The organism is Noviherbaspirillum sp. Root189 (genome assembly GCF_001428545.1).
Lineage (GTDB): Bacteria > Pseudomonadota > Gammaproteobacteria > Burkholderiales > Burkholderiaceae_D > Noviherbaspirillum.
This window is the reverse complement of the sequence record NZ_LMHZ01000016.1, coordinates 16,268-42,447: the sequence shown is the minus strand read 5'-3', so window position 1 is coordinate 42,447 and position 26,180 is coordinate 16,268. Positions and strand designations below refer to the sequence as shown.

Here is a 26,180-nt window from a genome sequence, read left to right as displayed (position 1 = left end):
AGCCTGCTTATCGATGGAAAGCTTGCCTGAGAGTGATGTGACGGTGGTGCACAACGTGTTGAGACTACACCAAAGTGCGCTTTGCGTTTGCCCGACGTTCATAGAGTGACCCGCCAAAGTGTTGTTCCAGCAGTCGACGGCATCGACTTACTGTCTACTGTCGCATGCATCAGGCCCAGTCCATGCACTGCGGCTGAAAGCCTGGCGCGGCGGCATTGACGCCATCATTTCGCACTGTCTGATGTTTAATGCCGGATCCCCGTTGCCTGATATTACGCGGCGATATATCTGCTATCACAGATAAAAAGCAGACAGCATGGCGATGGCTGCTTACCATTGCACCTGTCTCCTCCAACTCTTCTTGAATTGGATTAGCCCGCAGCCGCAAGGTCTGCGGGCTTTTTTTTATCCTGTCAGAAATGCCGAAACGCGGAATGCTCGCCTGCATATGAAAACAGCGTGGACGCGGTGAGGCAGTGATGGCCGGCAGCATCTGGAAGGCCGGACGACAACGCTGATACACTTGCCAACACGCTTTCCCTTTCCTTCCACCATTCATCCCGCGCATTCCTCAACGTGCCCACGTATTCCCTTGCCGCAGCGGTCAATGCGGAACTCGACATCCGAAAGAGCAGATTCATTGCCCTCGTGGTGCCAGTTGCCGATCGTGTCTCGGCGATGCGCATTATTGACGGATTGCGTGCGCAGCACCGGGCGGCTTCGCACGTTTGCTGGGCATTGATGGCGGGAGGACAATCAGGGATGTCGGACGATGGCGAGCCGTCCGGGACCGCCGGTCGACCGATGCTGGAAGTGTTGCGCCATCATGAACTCGACGGCGTGCTGGCAACAGTAGTCCGGTACTACGGCGGCGTGAAGCTGGGGGCGGGTGGGCTGGTGCGGGCTTACACCGATGCCGTAGCGGCGGCCTTGAAAAATGCGGAACGCATAGAACGCGTTGCGCTGGTCAATTTGCAGATAGAGATTGATTACGCGGACGAAGCGCGTGTGCGGCGTTGGGTAGAGCAGCAAGCTTACATCCTCGCAGAAAGTAGCCACAGCTCAGTTGTAAGACTGCTGGTGCATTTGCCAGCGGGTGCGCTCGATGCCGCCCGCGCTGCGCTGCGTGACCTGACGCAGGGTCGCATCAGGTTTCCATCGTTGGTTCCATAGCGCAGGCGCCGAGTTGAGCGTGTGGCGCTGCACAGGTACAGCACCACGGTGACGGTCTGCGCCTTCGCCCGGATACCTTTTAGATCATCATCAGCGGCGCCGCGAATCTTGCCATGGATTGCCATGCGTGCTCGGCACGCTGGCATGTGTCCCTGCATGATGGCCGCTCATCCACTGCATGAGCTTCGCCACACCCACCGACAGAAGTCCAAAAAGCGTCATGAAAAGAATGACCACCCCGGTCAGCATGGCAAACAACGTCAGCGATATCACCGCGAGAGTGCCGACACCGGCGACCTTCCACCGCCAACGGCGTCCTAGTACCGATTGCATCATTTGTCGAAACGATTTGCGACCATTCGGTGCGGACGGGGTATCGACGATTTCCCATTCGGTATGTTCAGGCATTTTTGCGCTCCAGCACTTAAACATTGAAAGTCATTATCCTACCCGTGTCGCCACATGGATAGAAGCGAAGAATTCAGTTGGCTTTCTTCGGAAAAAACGAAGAAGTCTCGCTATACCATCAGGTCGAACCGCGATTTCTTGTCAATTGAAAATTATTTCCCTGCCCGCCTGCTGAATCTGATGTCAAAAGATAAATCAGGATGCTTTAGCTGCGAGATTCAGCAACACTACGCCCACCAGGATGGCAAACAAACCAGCGAGTTTGATTACGGTGACCGTTTCGCCAAACCAAATAACACCAATCAACGCAACGGACGCGAGACCGACACCGCTCCATATTGCATAAACGATGCCTACTTCCAGCGTTTTCAGGATTTGTGAAAGAAGATACAGCGATATGGCGTAACCGAATACGGTAGCCAGGGAAGGCCAGAAACGCGTGAAGCCACTGGATAGCTTCATTGAACTCGTTGCGACCACTTCCGCGACGATGGCCAGAGCCAGCATGATCCATGCGTTATTCACTCTCTGTCTGTCCTTTTTATAGTTATGTACATTTGCATACTGAAGGCACTGAAGGCACATCCCCCAGTCACTATTTCCGTCATGCCCGGTTGTGCGTCAACGCGCCTTGAATTCGTAATGAACGACATAGGCGTGCCCCGAATAGATCGCAGCGGTACAGCGTTCTATGCCGTTGTCGAGGTAGAGGATATTCACTTCAAGGCAGTCAGGCATGCCTGCTGGCAAAGCTTTTCGAACGGTGAAGGCATTGCGACGAGAATTCGCGGATGCCGGGAGCACCCATTCACAGGCGGGCAGAAAGGCTTGCGCCCCTGCGGGAATATATGGTGCGTCCGGTGTAAAAATCTCTCGCATGATTTATCGTGTGACATTGAAGAGGGGGCACCTTGTGGCCGGTGTGCCGGTGTATTCGCCATAGCGTTGACGTCGATAGTAAAAATGATTCGACATTTGCGCCGGGCACTTCGTCAGTCAATGCGTTTGCGGTATTGCGTAGGCACGAGCCTATAAGGCTGCGCAACTGTCGGAACAATAGCTGGAAGCAGGACAGACCCGGACGATGCGTGGAATGGGCGACAATCGCTGCAGCCGCAATGCCGGACTTAGTGCCTGGTTTCGACGCCAAATACCGGCGGGTTCTCCTCCAAATCGCGCAAGGCTGTCTGCAGCCAGGCGCGAACAAAGTCGTCTCCCTCTACATCGCGTAGCAGGTTGTAATTGGTCATCATCAATACGCCGAGCGCATCCGCCTTGGCGGTAGCATCGGGCATTCTTTGCAAGAGCTTGCTTACTGCGTTGACTGCTTCGATTGCGACTTTGTCTTGAGCCATATTTTTTCTCCGAAATAAAATGAGAGAGCACGTTCTCGTTAGCCGTGCTATTCACGGACATAGTCCTTCATTAGCAAACGCTGTGCCGATCTCGCTAGCCAGGCCTAGATCTGCCGCAAACGTCGTCAGGCTGCGGCCCGGGGGCGCAGTGGTTTTTACACGGTGCAGGCCATGTCAAGGTCAGTGAATGTAATCTCTACAAGGACAGCGTAATGTCGGTGCAGCCCTGGTGAGGTAGCGGACGACGTGGGAGAATCCGATAATGCCGTAGAGCGCAATCCTGTTCACGCCTTGGCAGGCAAGGCGGGTTTGCCAGTTTTCGGTTTTTTGGGTTTCTTCGGTTTTTTTACTACCTGGCCGCGCGCGTCCGTCAGTGGAACACGATGATCTGGCTCAAAGCCAGCCTCCTCAAATCGTGGCAAGAGCTGTTGTGTCAGCGTCTCTATCGCGGACAGTAATTGCACTTCGTCCGCGCACACTAATGAAATCGCTTCACCCGTTGCGCCCGCACGACCAGTGCGGCCGATACGGTGCACATAGTCCTCGGCAACGATCGGCAAATCGAAGTTGACGACTTGCGGCAAATCGTCGATGTCCAGTCCGCGTGCGGCAACGTCCGTCGCCACCAGGATTTGTACTTCCGCACGTTTGAAGCGTTCGAGAGCGCGCAAGCGCGCCGGCTGCGGTTTGTCGCCGTGGATCGAGTCAGCGCTGACGCCGCGGGCAGCAAGGACTTCGACCAGTTCTTCCACACCCCTGCGGGTTTTTACAAAAACCAGTACCTGAGTCCATGCCTTCTTTTTCAGCAGGTGGCAAAACAGTTCGGTCTTGCGTTTCTTGTCGACAGGAACAATCCATTGTTTGACTGCCTTCGCGGTCGTATTGCGCTTTCCGGCATCGATGCTGAGCGGATCGACGAGCAATCTTGCGGCAAGCGCACGGATCGCCTCCGAAAAAGTTGCCGAGAACAGTAAGGTCTGCCTGCGGGCGGGCAAGGCAGCGAGCACTGCATCGATTTCCCTGGAGAAGCCAAGATCGAGCATGCGATCCGCCTCATCCAGAACCAGGATTTGCAACTGGTTGAAGCGCACGGCGTTTTTCTGATAGAGGTCGAGCAGCCGACCCGGCGTCGCGACCAGGACGTCCAGTCCTTTGCGCAACTTCATCATTTGCGGATTGATACTCACGCCGCCGTAGGCAACATGGGTGCGCAGCGGCAGGTTCTTGCCGTAGGCACGAATGCTTTCGTGTACCTGTTCAGCGAGTTCGCGCGTCGGCACGAGGATGAGCGAGCGTATTGAATTACTGGCAACGGGTGCGCCTTCCATGCTGAGTTTTTGCAGCAGCGGCAATGCGAAGCCGGCTGTTTTCCCGGTGCCTGTCTGCGCCGCAGCCATCACGTCACGGCCGGCAAGAATGGCGGGTATGGCGTTGGTTTGTACCGGAGTTGGCTGCGTATAGTGCAAGGCGTCCAGCGCACGCAGGAGTGGGTCGATCAGGCCAAGGGAAGCAAATGTCATCAGAAAAAGTTGGCTTGCAAAAAATTAAAAAATACAGGGAATGTGACGATTACCTGTCACGCACATTAATGCGCTTCATGCCGGATAAACGGCAATCGTCCGTGTGTCGGCGGCAAGTGCCCGCGCTCTTAGCTGACCGCAACCGCCGTCGACTTCCTGCGCTGCCGAATCGCGCAGCTTGCAAAGCACGCCGCGGCGATGCAGCCAGCGGGCGATATCGCGAGCACGCTCCCATGATGGACGCTTGAACGCAAGATCCGGGATGGTGTTGTAAGGAATCATGTTGAGCACCGCATACTTGTCTTTGAGGAGCGCAACGATACCTTCCAGTTCATCGTCGCCATCGTTGATGCCTTCAAGCAAAGTCCACTGATATTGCACGGGGTAGGCCGTTGCGCGTGCATAGTGTTCGCCTTGTTCCACCAGTTCCTGCGGCGACAGACGTGGTGCACGCGGCAGCAGCTTTTCGCGCAATGCCCGCTTGGTGGTATGCAGTGATAAGGCAAGCGCCGGCTTTACCGGGCCACGTGGCAAGCGATCGAATACGCGCGGGTCACCGACTGTCGAAAACACCAGGTTCTTGTGGCCGATGTTGCCTTCCATGCCCATCAATTCAATCGCGTCCATGACGTTATCAAGATTATGTGCGGGTTCGCCCATGCCCATGAACACGACCTTCGACACGGCACGCTGGCGGCGCGCCAGCGCAAGCTGCGCGAGGATTTCGCCACTGCTTAACTGGCGTATCAGGCCGCTGCGTCCAGTCATGCAAAACTGGCATCCTACCGCACAACCCACCTGGCTGGAGACGCACAGGCCGCCACGCGGCAGCAATACGCTTTCCACGGTTTGTCCGTCATGTAGCGCGACCAGCAGGCGCGCCGAGCCGTCGTCGGTTGGATGGGACGACAACAGCTTCGCCATACCATGCAAGTCGGCGTCCATTGCAGGCAAGCCGTCACGCAGTGATTTTGGCAAAAAGTCCTGCGGACGTCGCCGACCGTGGTCATATGGCCGCGCCTGCAGCCAGTCGCGCAGCACGCGCTGCGCATGTGTCGGTTTGGCGCCCAATGCTCGCAGGCGCTCGTGGATCAGTTCGATTTGCATGAAAGAAAACAGGGCCGGGGTTACGCGAAATGCGATTCGCGCCGGTCACGGCGAATCTCAGGATTGATGAATCGGGAACAATGGTGGTCAGAATGGTGGTCAAGTGTACTTGCTTGCAGCTGGCTGCGATGTATTGCATATACTGCAATCGGATACGGCTCTACTGTCACGACCGGTGATCGCTGCGCATTGCCAAGTTTCTGGTTCCCGTGCACAGTATACTGCCTTATGTTCCCGGCCCACACCGGGATGACGCCACAGCCAACAGGGAGCAGTCCGCTTTCGCAAGATGACGATGTTGCAAGCGCTTTCTTTTCCGATTCGCAAAGAATGCCCGCCAGGTGCCTGCACCTGCAATCGTGAGCTTCTGCTCGCCGATCCGCAAGCGGACTTGCGCGTCCTCCGCCTGACCAGGGAAGAAGAAAAGCGGCTCATCGAACGTATCGAACGCGTCTGCAGCTATGCCGAACTCTTGCATGTCTGTGAACGGATACAGGCTCAGCTTGGCCTTACCCTGAAGATTGCGCCAGGGTCGAATGAGGTGCGCACCGTGCGCGGACTTATTATTGAACTCGAAGACCGCCCTGGCTTGTGCCGGAAGATCCGGCAGTCGGTTCCCGCGGCGGTGCGGCGATGCATGGACAGGCATCCTGAAATCGTCTACGCCATCCTTGATCAGCATGACCTTTTCAGGACCGGATGACGCATTGCCACGACAGCCCGACGCCATATAGCATGGTGTTGATAGCGCTACCATCGGCATGCTCGGTATAATTCATGGATGGCCACCAAATCACTTCCCGATCAGACCGAAGAACCGCGTGAACGACGCGGTCGCCGTAGTGGCGGCGGAATCACCTTGCGCGACGTTGCCAAGCTTGCCGGCGTCGCACCCATCACCGCATCGCGCGCGCTGAACACCCCCGACGCCGTATCACCGGAGGTATTACGCAAGGTGAAGGATGCGGTCGAACGCACCGGCTACGTGCCCAATATGCTGGCCGGCGGCCTTGCCTCCAGCAAGAGCCGCCTGGTCGCTGCTGTTGTCCCCACGATCGCCGGCCCGGTCTTCCTGGAGATGGTGCAGTCGCTGACCGAAGCCCTTGCCGAACGGGGTTATCAACTGATGCTCGGCCAGAGCGGTTATCGGGACTCACGTGAGGATGCGCTGCTTGAAGCGATCATTGGCCGGCGTCCGGACGGCGTGGTCCTGACCGGCATCATGCGTTCCGCCGACGGGCGCCGCCGCTTGCTGGCCAGTGGCATTCCGGTGGTGGAAACCTGGGACCTGACTCCCACGCCGATTGACATGCTGGTCGGCTTTTCTCATGAAAAAATAGGCGCGGCGGTCGCGGATTTTCTTCATCGGCGCGGCAAACGTTGCGTCGCTTCCATCAATGGCAATGACGAGCGCGCAATACGCCGTCATCAGGCATTTTCGGACGCCGCAATGAGCTTGGGCATGTGCCATGAGGACCAATCCGCGGTCCCGGGGGTAGTGGTGCCGGCACCGACCACACTGGGTAGCGGTCGCAGCGCATTACGTGAACTGCTGGAGCGGCAGCCCGCGGTTGACGCGGTGTTTTGCAGTTCCGACCTGATTGCTCTCGGTGTTTTGACCGAGGCGCAGGCGAGTGGAATCAAGGTCCCCGAACAGCTTGCCGTGATCGGCTTCGGCGATTTGAGTTTTGCGCGCGACCTGCATCCGGCGCTGACAACGGTGCGCATCGACGGCACATCGATCGGACGCAAGGCAGCGCAATTCATCATTTCCCGCGCCGATGGCCAGGCCGTCCTGGATCCCATCCACGACATCGGCTTTTCCATCGTTGAGCGCGACAGTGCGTGATTTCAACCTGGTATGGCTTGCGTACCCTGTATTTCAGGCTCAGCCGCGCCTCTGGCTTCAGCCAGGCGGAAAAAGACGCGCTGTCATGTTGCGTTATGGGATGGAATTGGTATAACGACCTCACCAGGCCGTGAGAGCGGGGGCACAATCGCTACCCCACCTCTTGCGACAGCTTCGATAAGACCTCTTTCAGTTGTACGAGGCCGAAAGGTTTCGGCAAGGAGAGCGCCTGGATTCCCTCGCTTTCGACAGCGCCATAACCGGATGAAAAGATAATTCTTATCGACGCATCGATGTCCAGGGCCTGTTTCGCCAATTCCGTTCCGGACATGAAGGGCAGGTTAACATCCGTCAGTAATACGTCAAAATCTTTTGAACCGAGCAGCGTGAGCGCGTCTTCCGCATTCGATGCGCCCTCGACGGTGTGCCCCATTAAAGCCAGCAGTTGGCAAAGCATTTGCTGAGCGTCTGCATTGTCCTCGACAACCAGGATACGATGCGATGGCGGGCTCATGGCGCTGCGGGATGCGTCATCGCCAGGCTGTGACCGCGCCGCCTGCACAGGCGCTGCGTTCTTTTTTTCAAGCATGTGTCTAATCCGCTGAGCAAGCTGTTCGTGGCGATAGGGTTTGCTGATCAATTGCACACCAGGGTCCAGCTTGCCGCCATGAGCGATGGCGTCCCGGCTATATCCCGAGGTGAACAGGACTTCGATCTCGGGCAGCAGTGCTTTCGCCTGCCTTGCCACTTCGGGTGCCGGGATCGGTCCAGGCATCACCACGTCCGTAAACAAGAGATCAATGGCGAGACCACTACGCAAGACTGTCAGTGCGCTCTCACCATCTTTGGCCTTGAGTACGTGATAACCCAGTCCCGATAGCATATCCACCACCACCGCCTGCACAGCCGGATCGTCCTCGACCACCAGGATCGTTTCCTTTCCGCCGGTGACATTGACACTCCGCGGTTCGGCAATGGGTACTTCGTCCTGATGCGTACGCGGAAAGTAGAGCTCGAACGTGGTGCCGCTGTGGAGTTCGCTCTGCACGTTGATGTGACCGCCGCTTTGTTTGACAAAACCAAATACCATGCTCAAGCCGAGACCAGTTCCTTCACCTTGCGGCTTGGTGGTATAGAAAGGCTCGAATGCGCGTTCCAGGGTTTCCGGCGACATACCCGAACCGGTATCGGTCATTGACAGCATCACGTATTGGCCGGGAACCGCGCCCGCATGCGTTTGCACATAATGTTCGTCCAGCATGGCGTTGCCAACGTGTATCGTCAGCTTGCCGTTGCCGTTCATTGCGTCGCGCGCATTGATGGCAAGATTGAGAACGACGTTTTCGAACTGGCCCCGGTCTACGGTTGCGTTCCACAAACCGCCGCCTACGATCACTTCAATGTTGACCATTTCACCCAACGCACGGCACAGCAAGTCCTCCATCTCGCGGACAACCCGCCCGAGGTTGGTTGGCACGGGTTGCAAAGGCTGGCGGCGTGCAAAGGCCAGTAGTTGCGCGGCAATTGCTGCGCCGCGTTCGACGGCCTGGGTCGCGTTTTTCAATCGGCCCTGTGCGTGGAGGATGCCGGCGAAATCCCGCTTCAGCAAATCAATATTGCCCGAGATGATCTGCAGGATGTTATTGAAATCATGGGCAACACCGCCGGTCAGCTTGCCTATCGCTTCCATTTTCTGGGACTGGTGCAGCGCCGCTTCTGTCTTCTGCAGCGTTTCCACCTGTATCCTGTCGTCCGTCACATCGCGCCCGACTGCATAGATAAGCTCGCCTTCAGGCATGATCGTCCAGGAAATCCATCGATAGGTGCCGTTTTTGTGACGGTAAGGCATTTCCAGACGATTGATGGGAAGTCCCGCCAGCAATTGCACGCGTGCGGCCCCGAAGGCCTGGAGATGTTCAGGATGCACGAGATCGCAGCAAGTCATGCCTTCGAGCTCTTCATCAATCCAGCCCAACGTGCGGTAGAAGGCCGGATTGGTCCTGATCAGTTTTCCCTGGATCGTTGCAACCACCAGCATATCGCGCGACATGCGCCAGATCCGGTCCCGTTCCTGAGCTTGCTGCGCGACACGCTCCTCAAGCGAAGCATTAAGTAGCTTTACCGCGTTCTGCGCCTCTTCGGCCTTGCGTTTTGCGCGGCGCAGTTCTTCTTCATACGCACGCCTGCCGCGGGCGTCGAGAAGCGTTATCCGGATGACCAGCGGATTGCCGGAACTGTCGCGCTTCAGCGTGGAATTGAGAATGATCGGGATGCGCTGCTGGTCGGCGCAGACAATCTCGAATGCAAGCTCTTTGGCGAAGCCTTGCATCAGCAACAAGGGATGGAAGTGGGTGTCATAGAACATGCGCCCGACCAGCGGCAGCAGTTCCTGGAAGCGCTTCTTGCCAATCAATGCGTCGCGCCGATATCCGGTCCACGCCAGAAGGGTTGCGTTGGTTTTAATGATGGTGCCGTCTGGCAGAATCGACAGGTATCCGCAAGGCGCGTCCTCGTAGAGTTCCGCAGGGTCGTCCTCGAACGAGTAAGGATCGGGGTTTGGTTGTGGATCGACACTCATCAACGCGATCGGCTAAGGTAACTTTTCATCTCGCTCACAGTTTCTTCCGGAGCGCTCAGATTAGGGCAGTGGCCTGTTGCCTTCATTTGCACGAAACTGCTGCCCGGTATCCGCGCATGCATGTAACGACCTACTACGTCCGGGGCAATCACATCGTCAGAGCATTGCAGGATCAATGCGGGTACGGCAAGTTTGGGTAGGTCGTCGCGATGATCGGACAGAAAAGTCGTGCGTGCAAAATGCTGGGCAATGGTCGGATCGGTACGGCAAAAACTATTTTCAAGCTCGTTTGACAAAGCAGGGCGGTCCGAGTTGCCCATGATTGCCGGTGCCATCGCACTGGACCAGCCTAGATAATTCCCATCCAGGAATTCAAGCATTTCTTCGATATCTTGCCGAGTGAATCCACCGGTGTAGCCGTCATCGTTGATATAGCTGGGTGAAGGTCCGACCAGGATAAGGTGTTCAAACAAATCCGGTTCCGCGATAGCCGCGAGGATGCCAACCATGGCACTGACCGAATGGCCGACAAAGATTGCCTTGCGTGCATCCACCGCGTGCAGGATGTCCAGGATGTCTTGCGCATAGCCATGCAGTGTTGCGTACTTGCCCGTATCGAATTTGGAGGCGTCGGAATCTCCTGCGCCCACGTTATCGAAGGTAATGACCTTATAGTCGCCCTCGAACGCCGGCGTCACATGTCGCCACATATGGTGATCACAGCCAAAGCCATGCGCAAACAGCATTACCTGACTGCCTTCACCTGTGATCATGACGTTGTTGCGATGGAAAACGGATGCGGAAGAAAGGGTTGTCATGGTCGACTATACGGACGAAGCAATCGTAATTGCGGGGTTATTGATCGGAGCGCCGGCAAAAGATTTCATCACAGAAATCGATGTGCTTCTTGGATCTGTGCACCACATGTGCTTCCATTGAGAGGACACCCGATCGGCACGGGCGGTCGCATACGATTATAAGGGAATTGCCAAATACGCCTGGAATACGGATAGGCAACGAGTTGAACACGCGATTTGTACACCCGATAGCGGCTAGCCATCAGGCAGATTCTGCATTGCTGCCTAGCCATGATTCTGTGGACAGGAACTCGACGTGATAGTTTGCCTTTGCCGCTTGCAGGTCGAAGTCATCCTGGGTGCTTTATACCAATCCCACCCCATAACGCACGCGTTGCACTCGTCGTCAATAGCCCGCTATTGACTCCTCCTGCGCCTTGCCAGTCAAAAAAATCCATCGATCTCATTTGTCACGTTATAGCTTGGGATCGGTATTAGATCATCTTTAAATCACCAGACTTGTGCACAACAAAAGTTACCATAAACATGGTAGTTGTATTTTGATCAGCCTCTATTGGTACAGATAAATACCATTGACGTAAGTCATTGATTTTTCTGAGATCTTTCCTGTGCTCATAATTTAGCCATTCTAAGAGAAACCCGCATGGAATCTAGACTTTCCGGTCGTCAACATGCAGTTGTTCACAAAGTTATCCACAGGGAGTGTGGATTAGTTAAAAAGTGTTGATGTTACAAGCACTTACAGACGAATCTTAAACATTTAGGGCTTTTCCTACAGGAAACTTGAATTGCAAGTCCAAGGGATCAGGGCGGTTTCGGCGGCCAGGGCAGGGGTTTTCAGCTTTGAGGTAACATGCCAGTGACTATCCGTTTCACGTTGCGGGACATTACAGTCGCTACATGATAGCCGGGTGGCCTCTGAAGAATTTCTGGTCCGTTCATTGATCAGGTGATGGTCGGTTTCGGACTACAACGACAGCCGTTTCATTAGGAACCTATGAAGACACGAATCACTGAACTATTCGGCATCCAGCATCCCATCATTCAGGGCGGTATGCACTTTGTCGGCTACGCTCGACTCGCAGCGGCGGTCTCCAACGCTGGTGGACTGGGCATCATTACCGGCCTGACCCAGCGCACCCCTGCGGCACTCGCCGACGAGATACGTCGCTGCAAGGAAATGACGGACAAGCCCTTTGGTGTCAACCTTACCTTTCTTCCCGCAGTGAACTCGCCCGACTACCCGGGCTATATCAACGCCATTATCGAAGGCGGCGTGAAGGTGGTCGAGACCGCCGGAAACAATCCCCAGAAGTGGATGCCGGCGCTCAAGGAAGCGGGCATCAAGGTAATCCATAAGTGCACCGCGGTCCGCCATGCGCTCAAGGCCGAGGCCATCGGATGCGACGCGGTGAGCGTCGACGGCTTCGAATGCGGCGGACATCCGGGTGAAGACGACGTGCCTAACTTCATCCTTCTGCCACGCGCAGCCGAAGAGCTCAGCATTCCATTCGTCGCTTCCGGCGGCATGGCCGACGGTCGATCCCTGGTAGCCGCGCTTGCGCTGGGCGCCGACGGCATGAACATGGGAACCCGCTTCATTGCCACGAAAGAAGCGCCGGTGCACGACAACGTCAAGCAGGCGATTGTCGCTGCCAGCGAACTCGACACACGGCTCGTCATGCGCCCGCTGCGCAATACGGAACGCGTGCTGGTCAACGACGCCGTGAAGCGACTATTGGAAAAGGAACGGGAGCTCGGCGCATCGCTGAAGTTCGAGGACATTGCCAATGAAGTGGCGGGCGTCTATCCGCGCATCATGCTGGAGGGTGAGATGGATGCCGGCGCGTGGTCTTGTGGAATGGTGGCCGGCCTGATCCGTGACGTCCCCACGGTCAAGGAGCTCATCGACCGCATCATGGCAGAGGCTGACGGATTGGTTCGCCAGCGTCTGGCAGGGATGCTGGCCGGTTGACACCGACCTGGTAGTCAGACCTTGAGAATGCCCGCATCACGGTCGCGGCCTGACTATTGCGCGGGCGCTGTTCCTATACCATCCGGAGACACCATGCCTTTGCCTACTCTTGAAACGACTCTCTACAGCGTTGACCGGGGCATTGCCACCATCACGCTCAATCGACCCGACAAGCTCAATGCTTACAATGCAAAGATGCGCGAAGAACTTATCGCGTTGTTCGACGAAACCGATGCGGACGATGACGTACGCGTGGTCGTCATCACCGGTGCCGGCAGGGCTTTTTGCGCGGGTGCCGATCTGTCATCGGGCGGTGCGACGTTCGACCGCCAGGCCAACCCCGGCGAGCTCTCCCGCGAATCCTTGAAGGTCGGGGACGTGTACCGCGATGGCGGCGGCACGAATACCTTGCGCATATACCAGAGCCGGAAGCCGGTCATCGGCGCAATCAATGGTCCCGCCGTAGGCATTGGCGCCACCATGCAGTTGCCCATGGACGTGCGGCTGGCCTCCACCGAGGCGCGCTTCGGTTTCGTCTTCGCGCGACGCGGCATCACGCTCGAAGCGGCATCGTCATGGTTTCTGCCGCAGCTGGTGGGCATGCAAACAGCGCTTGAGTGGTGCATGACCGGCAGGGTCTTCGGTGCCGACGAGGCGCTTGCGCGGGGCCTGGTGCGCTCGCTGCATGCACCCGACGAACTGCTGCCTGCCGCCTATGCGCTTGCCCGTGAAATTGCCGACAACACAGCCCCGGTGTCCGTTGCCTTAACGCGTCAGATGTTATGGCGCATGTCTGCCGCACCGCACCCGATGCATGCCCATCGCATCGACAGCCGCTCAATCCAGGCACGCGGACAATCCGCCGATGCCCGGGAGGGCGTAACTGCCTTCCTGGAAAAGCGCCCGGCAGTTTTTCCCAACAAGGTGTCGACCGACATGCCGCCGTTCTTTCCCTGGTGGGATGAGCCTCCGTTCGCATGAGGCTCGTACCGATATACACAATCAATTTACTTGTGACACCACACGCCAATGAGCACATGCCAATGAGCTTTGACACTCCACTTTCACTCTGCGGGCCATTACGGCAACCGCAACAGATGCTGGCCGAACAGGAGTACAGCGGCCATACCTCCATCCATGACGATGCGATGGCCGAGAAACTCGGCTTCCGGGCCGGGCCTATCGAAGGGCCAACGCACTTCAGCCAGTTCGTGCCCTTGCTGACGCAATTGTGGAGCAACGCCTGGTTCGAGCGTGGCTGCTTCTCGGCACACTTCCAGAACATGGTCGTCGAGGGAGAATCCGTACGGGCTTTCGTTGAGCTACCTGCGCCGGGCGCGACACGGGCACGCGCATGGGCCGAAAAGGCGGATGGTACCCCGGTGCTGGAAGCCAGCGCAAGCCTGGGACCAGACCACGGGACGACGCTGCTGGAAGAGCGCATGGCAAAGCTTCGTCCGCCCGAGAGGCTCGTGATTTTATCGGACCTGCATGTCGGCATGACCGGAGCCGAAGATGAGCCGGTGCGCATGGATGCGGATCAGCATATGGGAAAACTCTATCCGTTCTCGCTCAAGCAAAAACTTGCCCGGATCACCGAAAGTTCGCCCTGGTATGCGGACGGAACGGCATCGCCGTGGGGCCGCGCGGTTATTCCACTTGAAATGGTCAGCGTTCTCGCCGAGTACAGCAACCCCAAGGCGAAATTCCCGGTAAAGCAGCCTGTCGTCGGCCTCTTTGCCGATCAGGAAATCCGCATGATCGAGGGACCGCTCTTTGTCGGCGAAGATTATCTGATCCGGCGTGAAATCGTGGCTTTGTCGGAGAGCAAGCGGACCGAGTCCTACTGGGTGCGCACGCGCATCTACGACGCGGGCGGGCAGCGCCTGAAAGCAGAAATGCTGCTCAACCATGCGACGCTGAAAGAGTCGTTCGCAGGATACAGCGCGGCACGGAAAGACGGATAGAAGCAGAAGCTCGTTTCAGGAGAATCAATGGCTGCTCGCACGTCCGGCGATTCTCCATAATCAACCAGGGAAGCGCATGCGAAATCAATTCGGATGGCGCACAATGACAAAGCACGGGTGCCTGGCTGGTTAGCGCATTAGCGCGCCGCAGGTGTGAAGGTCCGCATCACTCGCCAGCGTATGGTCGGAAGCATCGCCCGACACAGTGGTGTGTACATAGCAGCCGGAGTAACGACCGGTCATCCGCGCATTTGCCGATGGGAATTATCAAAATTGCCTGATGAACAGAAGGTTCATGTCTGTCAACGCATTATTGGTACGACTTCCACGTCCCGTTCGTTTGAGTTTCCACTCCTCCACGATATAATCCCGACTGGCTAGGTGCCATGAAATGGCGGCCAGAAGTGGTTCAGTTTCATCAGCGGCCGGCCAAAGCAAGGGGCCATGCGGGTTGCGCGTGAAGTACCATTCCCCCGTTTTTTCAATTTTGATCGCACCTGCATATGACGCGAGTTTTACCGCGTACAAATTTCCACAGCTCAGAACTTATTCGTTGTCTTGCCGACTTGGCTATTGTCGATTCTGTCGAGCCTGAGAATGCATTCGCTGAAAAGCTGGGTCTGTGGATTCACTTTACCGATGCCATCACGCTGTCCGCTGTGCACGGCGAAGGTATTGCAAGCTCGTCAAATAAGCAGCCGCAGACGCGATCCGTCACGCGTACTGACTTGGGTATCGAATTCGACCGGATACAGGCATTCCTTGTCAATTCAATCAGAAAGAGCTGTTCGCCCGCTTCGGGCAAGACACACATAGCATTGCCTACCCCAAAACTCGAATTGCCGATAGATCTTGCGGCGGCTTATGTGCCATATCGCCGGTTCTACGAGGCACATCAACGCGACATGGAACTGGGTATCCAACCATTGCGCGTCAATGTCAGGGAAGCACTCGCGCAAGCGTCACCAGCCCTCAAAAAGCTTGCCGAGCTGGACGCAGCGCTTGAGAAAATACTGCGCGATCGTGAGGCTAAATTGCTCCCGAAGTTACCGGTGCTGCTCAAAAAACGTTTTGAGCATTTGTTTAAAGCACATCAGCAGTTGCTTGTTGATACGCAGCAGGCAGACGACCCTGCCAGTTGGACGCAGGCGGGAGGCTGGCTGGCGCGCTTTTGCAATGACATGCAAATGCTGCTGCTGGCTGAACTGGAACTTCGCCTGCAACCGACCTTAGGGCTCATTGAAGCATTCAATAGCAAGATATGCAATGAATAGACATTTATTTACCGCCGCCTTCTTTGTGGGTGCGCTTGCGGTCATTTGGGTGGGTGTCGGGTTTATCGACTCCAGTTTTCTGGCAATCGCCATGACGGCTATTATTGGCGTGGTCTATGGCTTTGGCGCCCTGGAACTACGTCAGTTTCGGCATGCAACGTCTACCCTGACGGCAGCGCTGGCAGCGATTCCTGAAAACCTTACGGACCTCGGCGACTGGCTGGGCAGTGTGCACGCTTCATTGCAAAATCCCGTGCGCTTGCGCGTCGAGGGAGAACGTGTCGGTTTGCCCGGTCCGGCCCTCACACCTTATCTGGTCGGTCTGTTGGTGATGCTGGGGATGCTCGGTACGTTCCTGGGCATGGTAGTCACTCTTAAGGGCGCCGTCTTTGCGCTGGAAAAAACCACCGATCTCGAGGCGATCCGCTCCGCACTGGCAGTGCCGGTCTCGGGCCTGGGGCTGGCATTTGGTACCTCGGTGGCCGGGGTCGCCGCATCCGCGATGCTGGGCCTGATGGCAGCGCTCTGCCGACGCGAAAGAATGCTGGCAGCGCAAATGCTCGACACCAGAATTGCCACCGTACTGCGCCGTTTTTCACTTGCGCATCAGCGTCAGGAAACCTTCAAGGCTTTGCAGTTGCAGTCCCAGGCCTTGCCCGAAGTCGTCGATAAACTGCACGCGATGATGGCGCAGATGGATGGCATGAGCCAACAGTTAAACCAGCGCCTGCTCAGCAATCAGGAAGACTTCCATAGCAATGTCAAAGTGGTCTACACCGGTCTGGCATCCGCAGTGGACAAATCCTTGCGTGAAAGTCTGAGCCTCAGCGCGCAGGCGGCCGGCGACAGCATCAAGCCCGTCGTCGAAGCTGCGATGAGCGGCATCGCACGTGAAGCGACGGTGATGCACGAACGCCTGGCCCAGACAGTACAGATGCAGCTCGATGGTTTGTCTGCGCGGTTCAGCGACACCGCCGCCAACGTTTCCGCAACCTGGACCGCGGCACTCAAGAGTCACGAACAGGCAAGCGCGGGCATTGTCACGAATGTGGGGCGTTCGCTGGATGCATTCAACGAAACATTCGAACAGCGTTCACACGCGCTTGTAACCACCGTCGGCGAGACTTACGCCAGCCTGCAAACCGATCAGACGGAGCGTGATAAACAGCGACAGCAGGCTTGGACCCAGTCCCTGGAAGCGATGGCAGTGACGCTGAAGCACGAATTGGCGCAGACCGGTGCCCAGACGCTTGCGCAGCAACAGCAAATCTGCGACACCTTGATCCAGACTGCGCAAGACATCACCGAACAGGCACAGGCGAGTGCCGGCAATACGCTGTCTGAAACAACGCGCCTGATTACTTGCGCCGAAGAATTGATGCACTCTCGTATGACCGCCGAAGCGCACTGGATCGACCAGCATCGCGAACGCATGGATCAATTGGCCCAGCTGTTACGTACCGAACTCGGCGCCCTCAAGGATGAGGAAGCCTTGCGTGGCAATGCGGCAGTCGACAGGCTGGGAGAATTGCAAACCGCACTGACGAGCCATCTGACAACGCTGGGCACTGCCCTGGAGGAGCCGATCACACGACTGATCGAGACAGCCTCGGAAGCGCCGCGTGCCGCGGCGGAAGTTATCGGGCAATTGCGTCAGGAAATTTCCAGCAGCGTTGCGCGCGACAATGAACTGCTGGAAGAACGCAGCCGCATCATGGAAACACTCAATGCATTGCTCAATGCAATCAATCATGCTTCTGCTGAACAGCGCTCGGTGATCGATTCCCTGGTAGCCTCTTCGGCGGTGGCGCTTAACGCAGCCGCTAACGCGTTCTCTGAAAATGTATCGACCGAAGCCGCCAAGCTCTCCGACATTGCCGCACATGTGACCAGTAGCGCCGTGGAAGTATCGAGCCTGAGTGAGGCATTCAGTTTTGCGGTACAGGCTTTCGGCGAAGCCAATGAAAAGCTCATCGCCAACTTGCAGCGCATCGAAGGCGCGATGGACAAGTCCATGTCGAGAAGCGACGAACAACTTGCGTATTATGTGGCGCAGGCACGTGAAATCATCGACCTCAGCATGACATCGCAAAAAGAAATGCTGGAAGAGTTGCGCCAACTGCCCGCAAAGCAGGCCGTGCTTGCGGAAGAGGTTAGGTAATGGAAGACATTGACGCAGGTGCGGAGCACGCCGCGCCGGTGTGGGCCGTCTTTGGCGACTTGATGTCAGGCTTGCTGGGCGCTTTTGTGCTGATACTGATGGGCGTCGTGGCCGTCCAGATGGAATTGACCTCGCATCTGCAAGATGAAGTGAAAAAGCGCCAGCTTGAAGAGCAGCGCCGCATGAGCCTGGAAAAAGCGCTGGCGATCCCCCTGGCGTCGGGCCGTATCACCTTGAATAATGGGCGCATCGGCATCAGTGGGCAGGTACTGTTCGCAGTCAATTCGGATCAGCTGCAGCCCGAAGGCCGGCAGCTGCTAAATAGCCTTGTCACACCGCTGCGTGCGTATCTGGGCGCACGCAATGAAATGCTCATGGTGAGCGGCTTTACCGACGACAAGTCCATACGCAGCGGCCGCTTCGCGGACAACTGGGAGTTGTCCGCGCAACGCGCCTTGACGGTCACGCGTACCCTGATCGACGAAGGGATGCCGTCTTCCATGGTATTCGCCGCCGCTTTTGGTTCCGAGCAGCCGGTCAAGCCCAACATCGATGAAGCGGCGCGTGCGCAAAACCGGCGGGTGGAAATGGCGCCTGTGCCGAAAACCTCCAATGCCAATACGCCACCTCATGGATGAATCGGATTTCAGGGAAATTGCGGCTGCGTCATTGGACGCATCTCGTGATCTGAACGCGTTGATCGTTTCCCTGCGCGCCGCAGGTGCGGACCGGTTTGATCCAGTGCGTCTGCACTATATTGACGTGCTCGCCAAACGTGCCATGGCGCATCAGGGAAGCGTCAGGCGCATGCTCGACGCAAAACTGGCAAAAGCGCTGGCCGCGTTCAGGGAGCGCTTTGAACAAGCGCAGTGCGACGCCAGGGAAACCGCCGCCTGCAACGTACGGCAGTATCCCCATGCGGCCAGCGATCTGCAGCGGCTCTTGGCCGCAGGCGACTTCAAGGGATTGCGGCAATTTATCGCGACACTGAAGGCGCGTGAACAATGCGCTTCGTTGAGCGCGCTGGTGCACCGGCTTGAGCATCATTCTTCGGAAAGTGCTGAAGGTGCTGGAGGTGTTGATACGCACGCGAGGACGAATACCGAGATGCATGCCGAGTCGCCGCCCAAGACGCGATCGGAACTGAAGACAATACGCAAGTTCAGGAATACCTGGTCAAAACTAAGCGCCGACAAACAAGTGGCGCAGGCACTTGAGCAAGCGCCAGCCAATGCCGGACCGATTAATTCCCACATGCTGGTGCTGCGCTCATTGGCATTGATGCGCGATATCTCACCGGATTATCTCAACCGGTTCATGTCGTACGCCGATACCTTGTTATGTCTCGATCAAGGTGAGAAAGAAAAGCCTGCCATTCCAAAAAAGCAGAAGGCAGCAAAGGCGCCGAAGAAATAGTTTTTCGCGACGGTCATTCGTGCGTCCCGATGCATAGTCGGAGCCAACTATCCAAACCAATAAGCGGTTTCAACCCGCTACCTCGGGTTCATCCGCTGCCGGTATTCCCCAGGCCCGGTGCCTGTCCATTTCTTGAATGCGCGATGAAAGGCGCTGGGCTCCGCAAAGCCGAGCTCCATCGCGATGTCCATCACGCTCTTGGAGGTATGGCAGAGATAGTCGATAGCCATATCACGCCGCAGCTGGTCCTTGATGGCCTGGAACGACTGACCTTCATCTTCCAGGCGGCGCCTGAGCGTTGACGGTGTCATGTGGAGGCTTTGCGCAAAGCTGTCGAAGTCCGGCCATTCCGTGCGCGCGGCTGAGCGCAGGCGGCGTCGAATCTGCGCGGCGAGGCCGGTCGTGTTCTTGTATTTGAGCACGATATTGGCTGGCGCCACGCGCAGAAAGTCCTTGACCGTGACGTCGTTCTGGATCACCGGCAGGTCGAGATAGCTGCGGTCGAAACTAAGTGCGGTGGCATCTTCATTGAAGCGCAATTGCTGCGAATACATGAACGGATATTCGGCGCTGCGCGAAGGTTCGGGATAGGCAAATGCCGCCGACAGGATAGGGATGCGCCGGCCAACCAGCCAGCAGGCCACGCCGTGCTGCATCATCAGCAGCGTCTCATGGCCGAAGACGCGGGGTGCGCGCGGTCCCGGCTTTTCGCGAATCATGAAGCGGCCATGCCGTCCGTCTGTCTCCAGGCTGCAATGAAAATCATCGAGAATCAGGTTGAAGAATTGCGCCATGCGCTGCAGCGCGTCATTGAGGGTCGGGGAATGCACGAGCAGATGACACATCATCGCGAAGCTGCCGACTTTCATGCGCCGTGCATCCTGGGCGAACAGTTCGTCATCGAGTGCGCGGGCAACACCCAGCCATAAGGCGCTGAAGTTCTGTGCCGTGACCCGCCCCTGCGGGCTGTGGAGCAGGGTGGGGGAGATCCCCGCGTTGCGCAGGATGGCTTCCGCATCCAGGCCGCGTTCCACGATGGGATCGAGGGCGGAGTGGACGAAGTAAATCGAGATACTTCCCTTTTCCATGCGCTAGTTCAAACTCAAAAAAATGCTGTTGGGATAGATTTTATCCCGGATGGCGGGCCACGCCTTGCCCTGCGACCGGGAACTGGCAAATACTTTCAGCAATAATGGCACTTTTGGACATGGCTGCGGGGCCGTGGCTTGCCTATACTCAAAGCCGGGCCGGCGTCGCGACAGCGACACATGTGCACAACAAGAGCCATCGACACCATGGGGCCACCAGGCACCAGGCACCGGGCATGTCGCTCAAGGCCACGCAAGACCGCGCCGGAAATTCGTTTATGTTCATCTCGGAGACAAGGTGAAAGCATGAAGGCCACACAGGCATTTTTAGAAGCCCGCGATTTCCTCCAGCGCCATCGCGAAGACTACGACACCGCTTACCGCGATTATCAGGCGCCAATCCTCGACAAATTCAACTGGGCACTCGATTTCTTCGATGTGCAAGCCCGCGGCAACCAGACGCCTGCCTTGTGGGTTGTCGATGAAAATGGCAGTGAGCAGAAAATCAGCTTTGCCGAGATGGCCGAGCGGTCCAACCGGGTCGCCAACTATTTGCGCGGACTGGGTGTCGGCCGTGGCGACAAGGTGCTGCTGATGCTGCCAAACCGCGTCGAGCTCTGGGAAACCATGCTTGCCGGCATCAAGCTCGGTGCGGTCATGGTACCGACTACGATGCTGGTGTCAACGGAAGACCTGGCTGACCGACTTGAACGTGGCCAGGTGCGGCATGTGATTGCACAAGCTTCCGAGACCGCCAAGTTTGCGTCGCTTACCGGCAGCTATACCCGGATCAGCGTCGGCGGCAAGACAGAAGGCTGGCATGCAATCGAGGACAGCGCCCCGGCCAGCACGGAATTTGTTCCGGACGGCGAAACACCGGCGACCGATCCGCTGCTGCTCTATTTCACTTCCGGCACCACTTCCAAGCCCAAGCTGGTCTTGCATAGCCACCAAAGTTATCCGGTCGGCCATTTGTCCACCATGTACTGGATAGGCTTGAAGAAAAATGATGTCCACTGGAACATCAGCTCTCCAGGCTGGGCCAAGCATGCGTGGAGCTGTTTCTTCGCGCCCTGGAATGCCGGTGCCACAGTGTTTGTTTACAACTATGCGCGCTTCAGTGCGAAGAACTGCCTGGACGTGATCGCACGTTGCGGCGTCACCTCGTTGTGTGCGCCACCGACGGTGTGGCGCATGATGATCCAGGAAGACCTGGCCGCCTACAAGTTGCCGCTGCGCGAACTGGTCGGCGCGGGTGAACCGCTCAATCCGGAAGTCATCGAGCAGGTTGAACGCGCATGGGGCATCCGCATCCGTGACGGCTTCGGCCAGTCTGAAACGACCGCGCAAGTTGGCAATACGCCGGGACAGCTGCTCAAGCCGGGTTCCATGGGCCGGCCGCTGCCGGGGTATCGCATCGCCTTGCTCGACCACAATGACCAGCCCGCCGATGAAGGCGAAATCTGCATCGACACCAACGCTCGTCCGATCGGCTTGATGCTCGGCTATGAAGGCGACGCCAAAAAGACCGCCGAAGTGACGCGTGACGGCTACTACCATACCGGCGACACTGCCACCCGCGACGCCGATGGCTATTATTTCTATGTCGGCCGCAACGACGATGTATTCAAGTCGTCCGATTACCGCATCAGCCCCTTTGAACTGGAAAGCGTCCTGATCGAACATGAAGCGGTGCTCGAAGCAGCCATTGTTCCGAGTCCCGACGCATTACGCCTGTCCGTACCCAAGGCCTTCATTTCCCTGCGCGAAGGTCATCAACCGAGCCGCGAACTGGCCTTATCCATTTTTGAGTTTGCACGAGAGAAACTTGCACCTTACAAACGGATTCGCCGGCTGGAGTTCAGTGACTTGCCAAAGACGATTTCCGGCAAGATACGCCGCGTCGAACTGCGCAAGCATGAACAGGCACGGAGCGGCAATGACCAGCGCGGTACAAACGAATTCTGGGAAGAAGACCTGGGTTGATACGAAAGCAGAGCAGTGACCTGGCGGTGCGGAAAAGCAGCAAAGAAAACGCGACGGGATGGCAAATCCGCGCAAACTCTTTGACGCTTTCAGGCATGGCAGGTGACGAGCAGAGTTTTTATACTTGGTCCAAGCCATTTTCCGACCATCCCGGGCTGCCTTTTGCAGCCCTCGGCAAATCTCAGTCGCAATAGTTGCGACAGTTGCAATAAGGATCATCATGACCGACCTTTCCATCGCTCAAAAACTGACCGAATACAAGCCCGCGAACAAGGTGCGCTTTGTTACCGCCGCCTCGCTGTTCGATGGCCACGACGCCTCGATCAACATCATGCGCCGCATCCTGATGGCCAATGGCGCCGAAGTGGTCCATCTTGGCCACAATCGCTCGGTCGATGAAATCGTCACCGCGGCGCTGCAGGAAGATGCACAGGGCATCGCCATCTCCAGCTACCAGGGCGGGCATGTTGAATACTTCAAGTACATGATCGACCTGCTCAGGGAGCGCGGCGGCGCCCATATCAAGGTTTTTGGCGGTGGCGGCGGCGTGATCGTTCCCGCCGAAATTGCCGACTTGCATGCGTATGGCGTAGCCCGCATTTTCTCGCCGGAAGACGGCCAGCGGCTCGGCTTGGTGGGAATGATCCTGTCGATGATCCAGGCCTGCGATGTCGACCTGTCGACCTATGCACCTGCGTCGCTTGATGTTCTGACGAAAGGCGACATCCAGGAACGTCAGCGTCCGCTGGCGCAACTGATCACCGCGCTGGAAAACGACAAGGTCGCCCCCGCATTGAAGACCGAACTGCACAAGGCCGCCGACGTCATCCAGACCCCGGTGTTCGGCATCACCGGTACTGGTGGCGCGGGCAAGTCGTCTCTGACCGATGAGCTGATCCGCCGCATCCGCCTCGACCAGGACGACGCGCTCAATATCGCCGTGGTATCGATCGACCCCTCGCGCCGCAAATCAGGCGGCGCCTTGCTGGGCGACCGCATCCGCATGAACGCAATCAATCCCTGGAACGGTCAGTCGCGTGTTTTCATGCGTTCGCTCGCCACCCGCGAAGCCGGGTCGGAAATCTCGCAGGCGCTGCCTGATGTGATTGCCGCCTGCAAGCTTGCAGGATTTGATCTGGTCATTGTGGAGACATCCGGTATCGGCCAGGGCGACGCTGCCATCGTCCCGCATGTCGACCTGTCGATGTATGTGATGACACCCGAATTCGGTGCCGCATCGCAGCTTGAAAAAATCGACATGCTCGACTTCGCCGATTTCGTCGCGATCAACAAGTTCGACCGCAAGGGCGCACAGGATGCGCTGCGCGATGTCGCCAAGCAGTACCAGCGCAATCGCGAATTGTGGAGCAAGAAGACGGACGAGATGCCGGTTTACGGCACCCAGGCGTCGCGCTTCAATGATGACGGCGTCACGGCGCTTTATCAGGGCCTGCTGCCGGCGCTGACCAATCTGGGCCTGAAGGCCAAACCGGGTAAGCTGGCGCCGGTCTCAGTGCGCTTCTCGTCGGGCAAGAACGCCATCGTGCCGCCGGCACGCACGCGTTACCTGGCAGAGATCGCCGACACGGTGCGCGGCTACCATCAGCATGTCGGCAAGCAGGTGACACTGGCTCGCGAGCGCCAGCATTTGCAGGAAGCGGCGCGCATGATGGAAGCGGCCGGCAAGACGATCGACATGAACGACCTCATCAGCGATCGCGACAACCGCCTTGATGCCGAAGCGAAGAAGCTGATCGCAATGTGGCCCGACATGCAAGCCGCGTATGCAGGCGACGATTACGTCGTCAAGATCCGCGACAAGGAAATCCGCACACGCCTCGTGCAAACCACCTTATCCGGCACCAAGATCCGCAAGGTCTCGTTGCCGAAATTCCAGGACCACGGTGAAATCCTGCGCTGGCTGATGCTGGACAACGTCCCCGGTTCTTTCCCCTATACCGCCGGCGTGTTTGCCTTCAAGCGCGAAGGGGAAGACCCGACGCGCATGTTCGCCGGCGAGGGCGATGCCTTCCGTACCAACCGCCGCTTCAAGCTCGTGTCCGAAGGCATGGATGCCAAGCGCCTGTCCACCGCTTTCGATTCGGTCACGCTGTACGGCGCGGACCCCGCATCGCGTCCGGATATCTACGGCAAGATCGGCAACTCCGGGGTGTCGATTGCCACGCTCGATGACATGAAAGTGTTATATGACGGCTTTGATCTCTGCAGCCCGTCGACCTCGGTATCGATGACCATCAACGGGCCGGCGCCAACTATCCTTGCGATGTTCATGAACACCGCGATCGATCAGCAGATGGACAAGTTCCGCACCGATAACAAGCGCGAGCCGACTGCTGACGAAGCCGCCAAGATCAGGGCATGGGTATTGCAGAATGTGCGCGGCACCGTGCAGGCCGACATCCTCAAGGAAGACCAGGGTCAGAATACCTGTATCTTCTCGACCGAGTTTTCGCTCAAGGTGATGGGCGACATCCAGGAATATTTTGTTCACCATCAGGTGCGTAATTTCTATTCGGTATCGATCTCCGGTTATCACATCGCCGAGGCCGGTGCGAATCCAATTTCGCAACTGGCGTTCACGCTGTCCAACGGATTCACTTTCGTCGAAGCCTATCTGGCGCGCGGCATGCATATCGATGACTTCGCGCCCAACCTATCGTTCTTCTTCTCCAACGGCATGGATCCGGAGTACACGGTGCTCGGCCGCGTGGCGCGCCGCATCTGGGCAGTCGCGATGCGCGAAAAATACGGCGCCAACGAACGCTCGCAAAAACTCAAGTATCACATCCAGACGTCCGGCCGTTCGCTGCATGCACAGGAAATCGACTTCAACGATATTCGCACCACGCTGCAGGCCCTGATCGCGATCTACGACAACTGCAATTCGCTGCACACCAATGCCTACGATGAAGCGATCACCACGCCGACCGACGAATCGGTACGCCGTGCATTGGCGATCCAGCTCATCATCAATCGCGAATGGGGACTGGCAAAAAATGAAAATCCGAACCAGGGCTCCTTCATCATCGAGGAGCTGACCGATCTCGTCGAAGAAGCGGTGATGCAGGAGTTCGAGCGTATCGCCGAACGCGGCGGCGTGCTCGGCGCGATGGAAACCGGCTATCAGCGCGGCAAGATCCAGGAAGAATCGATGTACTACGAGCAGCTCAAGCATGACGGTACGCTGCCCATCATCGGTGTCAACACTTTCCGCAACCCCAAGGGCGATGCAACGCCGCAAACCTTGGAACTGGCCCGTTCCACCGATGACGAAAAGCAGTCGCAGCTCAAGCGGCTTGCCGATTTCCATGCGCGCAATGCGGACCGTGCGCCAGCCATGCTGCGGAAATTGCAGCAGGCTGTCATCGACGACAAGAACGTGTTCGAAACATTGATGGATGCAGTGCGCATCTGTTCGCTGGGCCAGATCAGCGGCGCGCTGTTCGAAGTCGGCGGACAATACCGCCGTTCGATGTAGATACGT

At 57.3% G+C, this 26,180-nt stretch carries 22 protein-coding genes; 12 read left to right on the top strand and 10 right to left on the bottom strand.

From position 1 onward, the window contains the following. Positions 1-169: 169 nt before the first annotated feature. Complete coding sequence (locus ASE07_RS11880) at positions 170-493, bottom strand: hypothetical protein (protein WP_162256876.1); 324 nt, start codon at positions 491-493, stop codon at positions 170-172. Between the two features lie 83 nt (positions 494-576). Here ASE07_RS11880 and ASE07_RS11875 point away from each other — a divergent pair, with 83 nt between their 5' ends. Continuing rightward, positions 577-1,173, top strand: coding sequence for an IMPACT family protein (locus ASE07_RS11875; RefSeq protein WP_057291040.1), 597 nt, complete (start codon positions 577-579; stop codon positions 1,171-1,173). A gap of 90 nt (positions 1,174-1,263) precedes the next feature. Here ASE07_RS11875 and ASE07_RS11870 read toward each other — a convergent pair whose 3' ends face one another. The 6 genes from ASE07_RS11870 to ASE07_RS11850 form a co-directional block, all read right to left on the bottom strand. Further along, positions 1,264-1,581, bottom strand: a complete 318-nt coding sequence (locus ASE07_RS11870) for a hypothetical protein (RefSeq protein WP_057291039.1) — start codon at positions 1,579-1,581, stop codon at positions 1,264-1,266. A 195-nt stretch (positions 1,582-1,776) separates the two neighbouring features. After that, positions 1,777-2,088 carry a DMT family transporter gene (locus ASE07_RS11865; RefSeq protein ID WP_057291071.1) on the bottom strand — a complete coding sequence of 104 codons (312 nt, stop codon included), beginning with the start codon at positions 2,086-2,088 and terminating at the stop codon, positions 1,777-1,779. Positions 2,089-2,202: 114 nt separating this feature from the next. Continuing rightward, positions 2,203-2,460 (bottom strand): hypothetical protein, encoded by a 258-nt coding sequence (locus ASE07_RS28735; protein WP_156396553.1) that lies wholly within the window; start codon positions 2,458-2,460, stop codon positions 2,203-2,205. 248 nt (positions 2,461-2,708) lie between these two features. Then, complete coding sequence (locus tag ASE07_RS11860) at positions 2,709-2,936, bottom strand: hypothetical protein (protein WP_057291038.1); 228 nt, start codon at positions 2,934-2,936, stop codon at positions 2,709-2,711. A 284-nt stretch (positions 2,937-3,220) separates the two neighbouring features. Next, a complete protein-coding gene (locus ASE07_RS11855) occupies positions 3,221-4,456 on the bottom strand; it encodes a DEAD/DEAH box helicase (protein WP_082584098.1) in 1,236 nt (411 codons plus the stop codon). A 75-nt stretch (positions 4,457-4,531) separates the two neighbouring features. Then, on the bottom strand, positions 4,532-5,563 hold the full coding sequence (locus ASE07_RS11850) for an RNA methyltransferase (protein ID WP_057291037.1): 1,032 nt from the start codon (positions 5,561-5,563) through the stop codon (positions 4,532-4,534). Positions 5,564-5,858: 295 nt separating this feature from the next. On the opposite strand from ASE07_RS11850, the gene ASE07_RS11845 reads away from it, so the two are divergent. Then, positions 5,859-6,266 carry a hypothetical protein gene (locus ASE07_RS11845; protein ID WP_057291070.1) on the top strand — a complete coding sequence of 136 codons (408 nt, stop codon included), beginning with the start codon at positions 5,859-5,861 and terminating at the stop codon, positions 6,264-6,266. A gap of 78 nt (positions 6,267-6,344) precedes the next feature. Next, entirely contained in the window at positions 6,345-7,412 is a 1,068-nt protein-coding gene (locus tag ASE07_RS11840; protein ID WP_057291036.1) for a LacI family DNA-binding transcriptional regulator, read from the top strand. Positions 7,413-7,563: 151 nt separating this feature from the next. Here ASE07_RS11840 and ASE07_RS11835 read toward each other — a convergent pair whose 3' ends face one another. Together ASE07_RS11835 and ASE07_RS11830 are read right to left on the bottom strand one after the other, a co-directional pair. Next, positions 7,564-9,990, bottom strand: coding sequence for a hybrid sensor histidine kinase/response regulator (locus ASE07_RS11835; RefSeq protein ID WP_057291035.1), 2,427 nt, complete (start codon positions 9,988-9,990; stop codon positions 7,564-7,566). Next, positions 9,990-10,808, bottom strand: coding sequence for an alpha/beta fold hydrolase (locus ASE07_RS11830; RefSeq protein ID WP_057291034.1), 819 nt, complete (start codon positions 10,806-10,808; stop codon positions 9,990-9,992). Before ASE07_RS11830 ends, ASE07_RS11835 begins: the two co-directional genes overlap by 1 nt. Before the next feature lie 997 nt (positions 10,809-11,805). On the opposite strand from ASE07_RS11830, the gene ASE07_RS11825 reads away from it, so the two are divergent. From ASE07_RS11825 to ASE07_RS11795, 7 genes are all read left to right on the top strand, one after another. Next, positions 11,806-12,783: an NAD(P)H-dependent flavin oxidoreductase gene (locus ASE07_RS11825; RefSeq protein WP_057291033.1), complete on the top strand. Its 978-nt coding sequence runs from the start codon at positions 11,806-11,808 to the stop codon at positions 12,781-12,783. A gap of 93 nt (positions 12,784-12,876) precedes the next feature. After that, entirely contained in the window at positions 12,877-13,764 is an 888-nt protein-coding gene (locus ASE07_RS11820) for a crotonase/enoyl-CoA hydratase family protein (RefSeq protein WP_057291032.1), read from the top strand. Between the two features lie 62 nt (positions 13,765-13,826). Further along, entirely contained in the window at positions 13,827-14,750 is a 924-nt protein-coding gene (locus tag ASE07_RS11815) for a hypothetical protein (protein ID WP_156396551.1), read from the top strand. Between the two features lie 503 nt (positions 14,751-15,253). Beyond that, positions 15,254-16,024 carry a DUF3348 family protein gene (locus ASE07_RS11810; RefSeq protein ID WP_082584097.1) on the top strand — a complete coding sequence of 257 codons (771 nt, stop codon included), beginning with the start codon at positions 15,254-15,256 and terminating at the stop codon, positions 16,022-16,024. Next, positions 16,017-18,185 (top strand): DUF802 domain-containing protein, encoded by a 2,169-nt coding sequence (locus ASE07_RS11805; RefSeq protein WP_057291029.1) that lies wholly within the window; start codon positions 16,017-16,019, stop codon positions 18,183-18,185. The genes ASE07_RS11810 and ASE07_RS11805 overlap by 8 nt, the downstream gene beginning before the upstream one ends. Next, positions 18,185-18,823 carry an OmpA family protein gene (locus ASE07_RS11800; RefSeq protein WP_057291028.1) on the top strand — a complete coding sequence of 213 codons (639 nt, stop codon included), beginning with the start codon at positions 18,185-18,187 and terminating at the stop codon, positions 18,821-18,823. The genes ASE07_RS11805 and ASE07_RS11800 overlap by 1 nt, the downstream gene beginning before the upstream one ends. After that, the gene (locus tag ASE07_RS11795) at positions 18,798-19,601 is read left to right on the top strand and encodes a DUF2894 domain-containing protein (protein WP_162256875.1); all 804 of its coding nucleotides are present in this window, start codon (positions 18,798-18,800) and stop codon (positions 19,599-19,601) included. The genes ASE07_RS11800 and ASE07_RS11795 overlap by 26 nt, the downstream gene beginning before the upstream one ends. A gap of 77 nt (positions 19,602-19,678) precedes the next feature. Here ASE07_RS11795 and ASE07_RS11790 read toward each other — a convergent pair whose 3' ends face one another. Next, complete coding sequence (locus ASE07_RS11790; protein ID WP_057291026.1) at positions 19,679-20,689, bottom strand: AraC family transcriptional regulator; 1,011 nt, start codon at positions 20,687-20,689, stop codon at positions 19,679-19,681. Positions 20,690-20,995: 306 nt separating this feature from the next. Between ASE07_RS11790 and ASE07_RS11780 the strand changes: the two genes are divergently transcribed. After that, positions 20,996-22,675, top strand: a complete 1,680-nt coding sequence (locus ASE07_RS11780; protein ID WP_057291024.1) for an AMP-binding protein — start codon at positions 20,996-20,998, stop codon at positions 22,673-22,675. A gap of 220 nt (positions 22,676-22,895) precedes the next feature. Further along, complete coding sequence (gene icmF, locus ASE07_RS11770; protein WP_057291022.1) at positions 22,896-26,174, top strand: fused isobutyryl-CoA mutase/GTPase IcmF; 3,279 nt, start codon at positions 22,896-22,898, stop codon at positions 26,172-26,174. Positions 26,175-26,180: the final 6 nt, after the last annotated feature.